This is a genomic window from Gaiella sp., assembly GCF_035710885.1.
Lineage (GTDB): Bacteria > Actinomycetota > Thermoleophilia > Gaiellales > Gaiellaceae > Gaiella.
Window position 1 is genome coordinate 1 of the sequence record NZ_DASTCS010000067.1, and the last position, 9,551, is coordinate 9,551.

The 9,551-nt window shown below is 69.7% G+C and carries 13 protein-coding genes and 1 pseudogene; 6 read left to right on the forward strand and 8 right to left on the reverse strand.

Annotation, left to right across the window (positions count from 1 at the left end; all coding sequences use genetic code 11):
• Positions 1-509, reverse strand: a 509-nt coding sequence (locus tag VFO26_RS15595; protein ID WP_325115985.1) for a hypothetical protein, incomplete at its 3' end; no start/stop codon positions are given.
• A 435-nt stretch (positions 510-944) separates the two neighbouring features.
• Here VFO26_RS15595 and VFO26_RS17950 point away from each other — a divergent pair.
• Positions 945-1,119 (forward strand): annotated as a pseudogene (locus VFO26_RS17950) (RNA polymerase sigma factor); the annotation flags it as partial.
• 78 nt (positions 1,120-1,197) lie between these two features.
• Here the strand turns inward: VFO26_RS17950 and VFO26_RS15600 are convergent.
• Positions 1,198-1,698, reverse strand: a complete 501-nt coding sequence (locus tag VFO26_RS15600; protein WP_325115986.1) for a DUF6624 domain-containing protein — start codon at positions 1,696-1,698, stop codon at positions 1,198-1,200.
• The gene (locus VFO26_RS15605) at positions 1,688-1,948 is read right to left on the reverse strand and encodes a DUF6457 domain-containing protein (protein ID WP_325115987.1); all 261 of its coding nucleotides are present in this window, start codon (positions 1,946-1,948) and stop codon (positions 1,688-1,690) included. Before VFO26_RS15605 ends, VFO26_RS15600 begins: the two co-directional genes overlap by 11 nt.
• A gap of 392 nt (positions 1,949-2,340) precedes the next feature.
• Here VFO26_RS15605 and VFO26_RS15610 point away from each other — a divergent pair, with 392 nt between their 5' ends.
• From VFO26_RS15610 to VFO26_RS15620, 3 genes are all read left to right on the forward strand, one after another.
• Entirely contained in the window at positions 2,341-2,607 is a 267-nt protein-coding gene (locus VFO26_RS15610; RefSeq protein ID WP_325115988.1) for a hypothetical protein, read from the forward strand.
• A gap of 635 nt (positions 2,608-3,242) precedes the next feature.
• The gene (locus VFO26_RS15615) at positions 3,243-3,485 is read left to right on the forward strand and encodes a hypothetical protein (protein WP_325115989.1); all 243 of its coding nucleotides are present in this window, start codon (positions 3,243-3,245) and stop codon (positions 3,483-3,485) included.
• Positions 3,486-3,604: 119 nt separating this feature from the next.
• Positions 3,605-3,820, forward strand: coding sequence for a hypothetical protein (locus tag VFO26_RS15620; protein WP_325115990.1), 216 nt, complete (start codon positions 3,605-3,607; stop codon positions 3,818-3,820).
• Positions 3,821-4,006: 186 nt separating this feature from the next.
• On the opposite strand, the gene VFO26_RS15625 is transcribed toward VFO26_RS15620, so the two are convergent.
• Both VFO26_RS15625 and VFO26_RS15630 read right to left on the reverse strand, forming a co-directional pair.
• The gene (locus VFO26_RS15625; protein ID WP_325115991.1) at positions 4,007-4,996 is read right to left on the reverse strand and encodes a magnesium transporter CorA family protein; all 990 of its coding nucleotides are present in this window, start codon (positions 4,994-4,996) and stop codon (positions 4,007-4,009) included.
• A 79-nt stretch (positions 4,997-5,075) separates the two neighbouring features.
• Positions 5,076-6,326 carry an MFS transporter gene (locus VFO26_RS15630; RefSeq protein ID WP_325115992.1) on the reverse strand — a complete coding sequence of 417 codons (1,251 nt, stop codon included), beginning with the start codon at positions 6,324-6,326 and terminating at the stop codon, positions 5,076-5,078.
• Positions 6,327-6,492: 166 nt separating this feature from the next.
• Between VFO26_RS15630 and VFO26_RS15635 the strand changes: the two genes are divergently transcribed.
• Both VFO26_RS15635 and VFO26_RS15640 read left to right on the forward strand, forming a co-directional pair.
• A complete protein-coding gene (locus VFO26_RS15635; protein ID WP_325115993.1) occupies positions 6,493-7,587 on the forward strand; it encodes a lamin tail domain-containing protein in 1,095 nt (364 codons plus the stop codon).
• Entirely contained in the window at positions 7,584-8,366 is a 783-nt protein-coding gene (locus tag VFO26_RS15640; RefSeq protein ID WP_325115994.1) for a hypothetical protein, read from the forward strand. Before VFO26_RS15635 ends, VFO26_RS15640 begins: the two co-directional genes overlap by 4 nt.
• A 66-nt stretch (positions 8,367-8,432) precedes the next feature.
• Here the strand turns inward: VFO26_RS15640 and VFO26_RS15645 are convergent, their stop codons facing one another.
• The 3 genes from VFO26_RS15645 to VFO26_RS15655 all read right to left on the reverse strand — a co-directional run.
• Positions 8,433-8,828, reverse strand: a complete 396-nt coding sequence (locus VFO26_RS15645) for a heme-binding protein (protein WP_325115995.1) — start codon at positions 8,826-8,828, stop codon at positions 8,433-8,435.
• A 7-nt stretch (positions 8,829-8,835) separates the two neighbouring features.
• Positions 8,836-9,210, reverse strand: a complete 375-nt coding sequence (locus VFO26_RS15650; RefSeq protein WP_349259095.1) for a VOC family protein — start codon at positions 9,208-9,210, stop codon at positions 8,836-8,838.
• A gap of 91 nt (positions 9,211-9,301) precedes the next feature.
• Positions 9,302-9,551: cyclic nucleotide-binding domain-containing protein (locus tag VFO26_RS15655; protein WP_325115997.1), on the reverse strand; the 250-nt coding region annotated here is incomplete at its 5' end.

Below are 9,551 nucleotides of genomic sequence, written 5' to 3' on the forward strand. Positions count from 1 at the left end.
TGCGCACCGACCGAGACTCCCTCGTAGCTCCGCGAGGCAGAGGGGGTGACCGGCGCGCCGGCCGTCCTGGAAACGTTGGTCGAGTCGTCGTAGCGTCGTTCGGACGACGCCTTGAAGACGCGCGAGGCGAGGATGCCGGCCCCCGCCGCCGCTCCTGCCACCACCCAGGGGCGTGCCCGAACGAGCTGCTCTGCGTCGCGGAGCATCTCGTCCCCGTTCGCCCGCTCGAGGTAGCCGCCCGCACGCTCGAGCCGATCAGCGACACCCCCCGTGATCTGCTCGACGCCCATCTCGTCGGGGCCATGCGCCTGCGCCTCGACGCCCGAGCGTCGCAGCGTCTCCGCAAGCGAGCGCGCCTGCTGGCCGAGCTGCGTCGTACGGTCGTCGAGCTGGTCGCGAAGCTCGCGCCTGCCCTTGTCCTTCGCCTTTGTCGCCTGCTCGGAGACCGTCTCCGTGATCCCTCCGCCCTGTTCCTGCCCGCCGGTTGTGCCGGCACCCATGGTGCTCATGTGACCTCCCTGGTCCGTCGCTGGGTGATCAGGGTTCCCAGGGTGCGCAAGATCAAACAACCCGAGCCAGAACGGTCACGCGTCGTGGTGACTGTTCAGACAACGTCTGTCTGTGCTCGGGCGCATCCACGCACGTGCACTCCATGCGGGACCAGCTCGACGGACAGGAGAAGTGCGCCGCCACCGCGTCCGATCGGCGGCCGAACCGCGCGGCGTACCTTCGATGCAGCTTCAGCGGAGCGTGTCGAATCGAGGCAGGCGCATTCGTAGGGGTGAGAGGCGGCCCGCGGGGGCGGCTTACACGATGACGCCGAGCCGCTCGGCGCCATCGACGACGACCGGCTCCGACTTCTTCAACGAGGGCTACCTGGCCTCGGACCCCGAGAGGGAGGCGCTTCGCATCGACCTGACCGGTGAGGCGATACGGCGACCCGGCTGGAGGTTGACGGTCTGCCGCTGGAGGGCTACCACGCCACCCGCGCCAGCCTGCTGCGCCGGTTGGGCCGCAGCGAGAACTCGCGGGCGGCGTACGACGGGCCATTGCGCTGGCCGGCAACACCGCCGAGACCGCACACCTCGCCGTCGCCGGGACCAGCCGGCCGGCCCGTGAACCGCACCACCCGGGTCACCGGCTCAGCCGCATACCCCAGCAGCGGCAGGTGGAAGACGACCCTGCGGCCAGCCACGCCTACGGGCACTCCCCAAGCGGTGCGAGGCCAACTCCGGCGCGACGCGCGTCGACATGAACGCCATCCTCTATCGGGTACGGCACGCGGTGGTCGTGCTCGTCTCGGATGTACTGGGTGCCATAGATCTGGTTCTTCCCCTCCGACATCCGGACGCGATCGGTGAGGTAGGCGAGTTGCCGCGGCGTGGCTTCCCCTGCGGCGACCGCGGCGGTCAGCAGGTCGAGTACCCGGCGCTGGAAGTCGAGTCGCGTGGAGGCGTGCTGCGCCAGCAGCCAAGCGTGCTCTGCGCCTTCCTCTCCCACCAGTGAGCGTCCGGGCCAGCCGTGCTCGTCGACGATCTCGCGGAGTCGATCGGTGTTCTCCACGTCGACCCGAGCCATCTCCATCGCCCTCGGCCAGTCGAAGGCCGACGGCGAAGATGCGTCAGAAGGGAGCGCCCTGCGTACGCGCTGGTCTTCGTCCGCCATGCGCGCAAGCTCGGCTGCGAGCTCAGTGTTCATCGCCTCGAGGAGATGCGTCGCCCAGAGCGGCGGCTATGACGAACCGCAGCTCCGTCTGGGGGCTACGACCGTGGACGAGCCCAACCAGATACGCGATGAGTGGCGCGTTGGTCCTGTCGCCGCTCCCATGCGCAGCCTCCCGCGCCAGCTCGAGAAGCGCCTCGATATCACCCGGTGACAGCGTGAGATCGCCCGACGCCTCCACGGAAGCCTCTAGCCGCCGTTGGGCCGCTTCGAGCCAGTCCAGCATCGTGAGAATCTAGACAGCCTGACCATGTCGTGCTCCACCGCCACGCACGAAGCTGCCATGCGGTTGCGGAAGCTCGCCGTCAGCGTGAGTTCGAGCCTGCGGTTCGTGCCGTCATGCTCGTGGCTGAGGCCGAACGGGCCGACTGAGTGCTGGAGCAGACCAGACATCTCCGTCGATGAGCGGTGCGGCTACAACGGTTGCCACGAGCTCCGGTAGACAAGTACGACGCTGCGCTGCCATCTGGTCGGCCGATGATTCGCTTCGCAGGCTTCCCCGGGGATCGGGTGCCCTCTGGTGAGAGCTCGTCGAGACGGCGGGCAGCTGGCCGGACGCCCCATTCGGTGGCATTGTCCACGTCGCTGGAGTCCCAGCGCCGACAAAGGGAGGCAAGTATGCACGCGGTCGTCGCGAGGAGCACGATTCAGGATTTCGACGAGGCGAGGAAGTTCTTGAGAGAGGAGGGCATTCCGCGCCTCTCCCAGGCACCAGGCTTTGTCAGCGGGCACTGGGTAAGGCTCGGAGAGACCTCCGGGGCCTCGATGATCGTCTTCGAGTCGGAAGAGGCAGCGCAGACGGCGGCGGAAATGCTTCGGACGAACCCGCCTCCCTCGGTGACGCCGATCAGCATCGAGGTAGGCGAGGTCCAAGAGCACGCCTGATTCCCGTCGCGTTCGGCACCAGGCGGCACAACCCTGAGCCGTCGAATTCGGAATGGGCCGCCTGGCGCACTTGGATCGGGAAGGCCTCATCCTCCACTCGTCCCGCAGGGGCGGCGTCGGTGGTTTACCGCGATCTTGTCACGGCGTACCCGTGGCTTCGCTCGTAGTCCTTCGGGCTCATCCGAATGGCCGCGTTTGCCGAAGTGCAGACAGCGCCCCGGAGCGACGCCGCGGAGGGGAGCGCCGCAGCGAATCACGCCCCGGGGCGCACCTCCCCCGTCAACCGTGCCTCTCGCACTCCTGCGGGGGCGCCGAGCAGTGAAAGACGCCCAGCGAGACCATCGACGGCGGAGTTTGAGTTCCCGCAACTCGGGGACAACGCGGTCGGCGGCTCCGAACTTCGGATTCGGCCTTGCAGCTAGAGAGGTCCTCCGGGGGAGGCCTTCTGGCGGCAACAGCGCGAGGCGACCGGAGATCGGGAGCCGCCGCCTGCTGGCCTCGACGGACGTGCCCTACCCGTTCGGCCATCCCAACCCGTCCGATCCGACGAGATCGATCTGGCCGAACGGCACGGGCCGATGCGAGAGAGGACCATTAGGTTCCGAAGCACGATGGGAGACGAGAGGACGTTCAGCGTGACGCTGGTCAAGGTCGGCCCCGGCCTGCCGTACTTCGAAGTCGATACCTGGCAGTACACCGCGGAGTGGCTTCCGCAGGTTGGCGACACGATCGCGATCACAAGGATCTCTGGACCGGAGGCCGGGGAGCCCGAACAAGCATGGGGCTTCGTCACCCGTGTCAATCCGACGGCTGACACACCGATCTCGGTCACGGAGAGCGCACCGGCTTCGCCGGACGACTACATCCTCGCCGCATAGCTCTTGCGGCCCGCTCACCGAGTGAGGGGTCGATCTCCCTCGAACGAGGGGATTTCCGCACTGCTCGACCGGGTATCCGCGAACCACCGTCGTAACTGCAACCCGAGGGGGAGCAGCAGGTGAGTTCGAAGACCTCGTTGAGCGCGTGGGACGTTCGCAAGATGCTCGATTCCGGCGTCGGCCGACACGAGATCGTTCGGCGACTGATCGATACCGGGGTGTGGAGTAGAGCGGGCGCGGCGGAGATCGTGCAGTTCATGACCTCCGGGCCAGACCCGCTGATGAAGCAGACGGTCTCGTTGGGACGCCTCGAGCACCCGCGCCGGCAGCGCTAGCGCCACGGCCACCTCGGCCGGCCGTCGCAACAGGTGCACCGACCCGGGCGCGACACAAGCCGGTGAATCTGCCCTACGTCGACCTCGAGGAAGCGACGCCGCCGACAGCCGAGCGCTTTCTCGCGACGCTCGGCAAGCTGTCGAAGCGGCTGCGGCTCCGGCGGTGCCGCCGGCAGGCCACAACTCTCACAACCAGCCTTTCCAGCGGAAGAACCCGATCATCGTCGCGAGCGTCGCGACGAGCGCGGCGAGGATGATCCAGAAGGCGGCCGACGTCGTCTCGCCCGGGAAGAGGACGTTCATCCCGAACACGCTCGTGATCAGCGTCAGCGGGAGCATCGTGACGCTGATGATCGTGAGCAGGCGCAGGACGTCGTTCTGGCGGTGCGAGATGACCGACTCGTTCGTCGACTCGAGCGCCTCCACGACCTCCTTGTAGTTGTCGAGCTGGTCCCAGATGCGCTCGACCGCGTCGTTGATGTCGTCGAAGTAGAGCTCGAGCTCCTCCGGCAGGAAGCGGTTCGCGCGACGCTCCAGCACGCGGAGCGTGGAGCGTTCCGGCTTGATCACCTTGCGGTACGAGATGATCTCCTGCTTGACGTTCGAGATGTCGCGCACGACGTCCTCGGCTGCCCGCTCGAACATGTCGTCTTCCACCCGGTCGAGCTTGTGGCCGATCTTGTCGAGGATCGGGAAGCAGTAGTCGAAGAGGTCGTCGAGCACCTCGTACAGCAGGCGACCCGATCCCTTTGCGAACAGCTGCTCGCGGTACGCCTCGTCCGCCTCGCACCGCGCGAACAGCCGCGTGACCGGGAGAAGCTCGCGGTTGGGGAGGGTGACGAGGTAGTCCGGGCCGAGGAAGACGTCGAGCTCGGCCGCGTTGAGCCGCTGGACAGCCTTGTCGTAGACCGGGAAATGGAGGACGGCGAAGAGGTAGCGCTCCTCCTCGTAGTCGTCGACCTTCGGCCTCTGGCGCTTCGAGACGATGTCCTCGACGTCGAGGGGATGCCAGCCGAAGCGCTCGGCGAGCAGCTGGGCCGTGTCGAGGTCGGGGGCGACGACGTTGACCCAGGTCAGGCCGCCGGCAGCGAGCTCAGCGACGTGCGGGGTGCGCGCGACGTCGTCCGCGCCGGGGCGCGAGCGGGTGCTCCTGCGGATGCGGGGCAGGCTGGGCACGGGAACTCAGCGGGTCGTCGGTCGTGGGCACCATGTTCGGCATTCTAGTGCCGCTGCCTGCCCGCGCCTGCAGCGGCCTTCACGCCGCCTGGGCCACGGGCGTGCGGCGTACGGCCGACGGGATCGTGCGCTCGAGCGCGATCGAGAGGACGGCGCCGAGCGCGCAGAGGGCCGCCCAAACGAGCCAGGTGCCGAGCGGGCTGACGGAGAGCAGGAACCCGCCGAGGGCCGGCCCGGCGGCGAACCCGAGCTGCCAGGAGAGCGCCGAGAGAGCCATGTAGCGGCCGAGCAGCCGCGGCTCCGCCAGGTCGCTCACGAGTGGTGCCTGCACGGTGCCGTGGATGCACTCGCCGATCCCGAACGCGGCCATCACGACGGCCAGCAGGACAGCGGCGGTCGTGCCGTCGACGGTTCCGCCGACGATCGAGACGGCGACCCAGCACGCCGCCCAGATGACGCCGAGCACGGCGAGCATCCGCATGCGTCGATGTCCCTCGGACAGCTTCGCGATCGGCAGCTGGGCGAGCACGATCACCACGGTGTTGACGAAGAAGATCGCCCCGATTGCGCCCTCGGCGACGCCGACCTCGTTCTTGGCGAACACCGGGAGGAGCTCGAAGCCGGACATGCCGGCGAAGACGAACAGTGTGTTGAGCCCGATCACGGCGACGAACGCTCGGCTGCGGAGCACGGCGCCGTAGCTCCCCTGCCTGCCGCCGGCGCCGGCGGCCCGAACGGGCGCCGGCTCCGGCACGGCGGCGAGGAGCACGCCCAGATAGACGAGGAAGGTTGCCCCGTCCAGCAGGAACAGCGCGATGAACGTCGCGGGATCATCGGCGTCCGCGATCAGCCCGCCGACGAGCGCGCCCACGCCGATCCCGAGGTTCATCATCACCCGCTGCATCGCGAATGTGGCGTGCCGCCTGTCCGGCGGTGACAGCGACGCGAGGAGCGTCGACTGCGCCGGCCAGAAGAAGCCGTTGCCGAGACCGGTCACGGCCGCGGCGAGGAATCCCTGCCACGGCTCGTGGACGAGCGCGAATCCTCCGTACCCGAACGCGAGGACCACCAGCGAGAGTGCGAGGACGTGCCGGCCGCCGTACCGGTCGACGAGCGTCCCGGCCACCGGCCCTGCGACGACGCTGACGACGGCGTTGGCGCCCACGATCAGCCCGGCGACGCCGAGGCCGATTCCCCGGACGTTGTGGAGGTAGATGAGGAGGAACGGGAGGAGCATCCCGTTGCCCAGCGCGCTGACGAGCCCTCCGAGCTGGAGCGTGTGGACGGAGCGGGGGAGCTGCGGATCGAGGCTGCGAAGGAAGCCGCGCACCGCGGGACAGTAACCCCGCGCTGTGCGGATCACGGCAGGGAGGCCGGCACCTTCCGCTCACGATGTGTGCCGAATGTGTGCCAATTACCGCCGTGCACTTTCGCCCGATCTGACAACACGCTATGAGGAAGGGAACCACCTTCCCCTCAGAGATCGGAGCCCTCACATGCCTCGAGTAGCAGCCCTCGTCCTGTCCGTCATCGTCGCCGGCGCTCTGCTCGCCGTGCCGACCGCTCGCAGTGCCTCTCCCGACATCGTCGTCGGTCAGGTCTACGCCGGCGGCGGCAACTCCGGCGCAAGCTTCGCGAACGACTTCGTCGAGCTGTTCAACCGCGGCTCGGCCGCGATCGACGTCAGCGGCTGGACGATCCAGTACGCCTCGGCCGGGGGTACGACCTGGCAGGCGACGGCGCTGAGCGGGTCGATCGCGCCCGGTCGGCGCTACCTCGTCCAGCTCGCGTCGGCAGGCGCCGTCGGCGCACCTCTGCCCACCCCGGACGCGACCGGGACGACGAACCTCGCCGTCTCGGGTGGCAAGGTCGCCGTCGTGCGCGACTCCACGGCGCTCACCTGCGGCGCGTCCGCCGGCAGCTGCTCGGCCGTCGCCTCGGTGGCCGACCTGGTCGGATACGGCGCTGCCGTGGACTACGAGGGCGGCGGGCCGGCCGGTGCACTCGACAGCACCACCGCCGCGGTGCGCGGCGGCGACGGCTGTGCGGACACCGACGCGAACGCCACGGACTTCTCGGCCGGCGTCCCGGCACCGCGAAACTCGTCGAGCGCGGTCGTCACGTGCGGTGGCGAGCCGCCGCCCCCGGGTGGCGTCTCCCAGAGCGCGGCGGTGGACGTCGACATCCAGCCCGTCCTCTCGATCGCACTCGAGCGCGCAAGCGTCAGCTTCGGGAACACGACCTCCGGCGCCACCCCGGCCCCGGTGTCCGAGCGGGTGACCGTCGTCTCGAACCATGCCGGCGGGTACGCGCTGACCGTTCACCGGACGGCCTTCCTTCCGGCCGATCTGCCGCTCGGAATCGCCGGCACCGCGCCGAGCGGCGGGACGATCGGCGGCTCGCTCGCAGGTGGGGCGACGGCTGCCATCCCGATCGCGCCCGCCCCCGACCTGCTCATCGGAACCACGGCCGCGCAAAGCGCTCCGACGGGCGACGTCTGGGACACGCGCCTCGGCTTCGTCTCGCCGATTCCCGTCGTGACGGCCGGCAGGTACGCGGCGACGATCACCTTCACGGCCATCGGTCGATGAGCCGGGCGACGGTCTTGCTCGCCGTCTCGCTCGCCTCCGTCGCGCTCGCACCCGCCGAGGCGGGCTCGAGCGCGACGCGGCCGCCGCTCGCGCTCACGGCCACCCCGGCGCACGTCTCGTTGGTCGGGTCCGGCCGGGCGAGCCTGCGCGTCACGAACCCAGGCCGGAGCCCGGTGGTGGTCGACGTCGGGCGGGCCGGGTTCTCGCTCGATCGCCGCGGCCGCCCGAGAGTTGCTCCCCGCCGCGGCGTTCGCACCGCAGCGTCGTGGCTCTCGATCCGGCCGGCCCGGTTCCCGCTCGCAGCGGGGGCGAGCAGGTCGGTCACCGTCTCGTCGCGCGTGCCCGAGCGTGCCGAGCCGGGAGACCACGACGCCCTCGTGCTGCTCACGACGCGGCCACGGCGGCGCGCGGGGATCGTCGTCAAGATGAGGATCGGCGTCGTGGTGGTCGTGCGCGCCCCCGGTCGGGTGGTCCGTCGGCTCGCCCTGCGGGGCCTCCGGGTGCGGCGCGCGCGCGGAGCACGGATTCTCGAGCTCGGCGTGAGCAACCGTGGCAACGTGACGGAGACGCTGGAGCGCGGCCGTGTGTGGATCTCGTTGGAGCGCGGGGCGGCGCGCACTCGCCTCCGTGCCGAAGCCCGCGATCTCCGACCGCGGACGAGCGGCGTCGTGCAGCTCGTCTACCGGGGTGGGCTGAAGGGATGGGTCACGGCGCGCGCCCAGGTCGTCGCCCAGCCTGGGCGGCCGGGAGTGATGCGCACGTTTCGTCTCGAGCTGTGAGAGTCGTCGGGCTCGAAGATGCGGCCGTCCGGGTTCCGGGCACCGCATGCTCGCGCCGGAGCTTCGTCACGTGCCGGGCTCGAGCCCCGCCGCGCCGATCGCCGCGACGGCCAGACGCTCGTCCTCGGCCCCGGGGAGCCCGCTGACGCCGACGGCACCTACGCGCCGACCGTCCGCGAGCGCGGCCACCCCGCCGTGGAAGAACGAGAACTGCGGATCGAAGCTCGCGAGCTCGGTGGGAGCGCCGCGCACCTTCTCGGCGAGGGCGCGAGTCGACGTCGCGTCGCTCCGCGCCGCCGTGTAGGCCTTGCGACGGGCGTTCTCGAGCGTGTCGCGGGCGGCGCCGTCCATTGCCAGGCAGGCCACGAGCTCTCCGTGGTCGTCGACGACCGCGATCGACACCGGCGCCGGCGCAGCCTGGCACGTGGCGCGGATCGCGTCGAGTGCCTGCTCGTGTGTCACGGCGCGTCTACTGGTCGACCAGGCCGAGAATGTTGCCGTCCGGATCCTTGAGCCACACGCCCCGCATCCCGCCCATCGAGTGGATATCGCCGTCTCGCGTGGTTCCCGGGAGATCGTAGTGCTCGAACGACACGCCTTTTGCACGAAGCGCGTCGACGATGGAGTCGAGTTGAGCGCCAACCGCCCACGTCGCGGCCGTCGCCTTGTTCGTGCCGGCGTAGTCGGACTGGTATACAAGCACTCGCGAGCTGCCGCTCCGGTACACGGCTGAATCCTCCTGCTCCAACAGGGGCTCGAGGCCGAGGGTGTCCTCGTAGAACGATCTCGACCGGGCGAAATCCGCAACGGCGAGGGTGGCGCCCACGTCATGATCTCCGAGCATCGTCGACTCCTTCCGTGCGAGGGCTTGCGCCGGCGCGGTCATCCGGCGCCCGGCATCTCCTCCAGTCGCCCGATCCTACGGAATCGCAGGATCAGAGCGAATCCGTGTGCAGGCGCTCTCCGAGGCCCTGGAGGATCTTGGTTGCGATCGACGGCGACTGCGCCAGCAGGTCGCGGAACCCGCGGTCGGTGAGCACGAGCAGATGCACGGGAGTGGCGGCAGTCACCGTCGCAGTGCGCGGCACGTCGGCGATCAGCGCCATCTCGCCGACGAAGTCACCGGCGCCGAGCTCGCTCACCTTCCTGCCCTCGCGCGTCACGCGCAGAGACCCTTCCACCACC

Coding starts and splice junctions, on each gene's coding strand:
- VFO26_RS15600 (WP_325115986.1), bottom strand. CDS start 1,698: ATGAACACTGAGCTCGCAGCCGAGCTTGCGCGCATGGCGGACGAAGAC.
- VFO26_RS15605 (WP_325115987.1), bottom strand. CDS start 1,948: ATGCTGGACTGGCTCGAAGCGGCCCAACGGCGGCTAGAGGCTTCCGTG.
- VFO26_RS15610 (WP_325115988.1), top strand. CDS start 2,341: ATGCACGCGGTCGTCGCGAGGAGCACGATTCAGGATTTCGACGAGGCG.
- VFO26_RS15635 (WP_325115993.1), top strand. CDS start 6,493: ATGCCTCGAGTAGCAGCCCTCGTCCTGTCCGTCATCGTCGCCGGCGCT.
- VFO26_RS15640 (WP_325115994.1), top strand. CDS start 7,584: ATGAGCCGGGCGACGGTCTTGCTCGCCGTCTCGCTCGCCTCCGTCGCG.
- VFO26_RS15650 (WP_349259095.1), bottom strand. CDS start 9,210: ATGCTCGGAGATCATGACGTGGGCGCCACCCTCGCCGTTGCGGATTTC.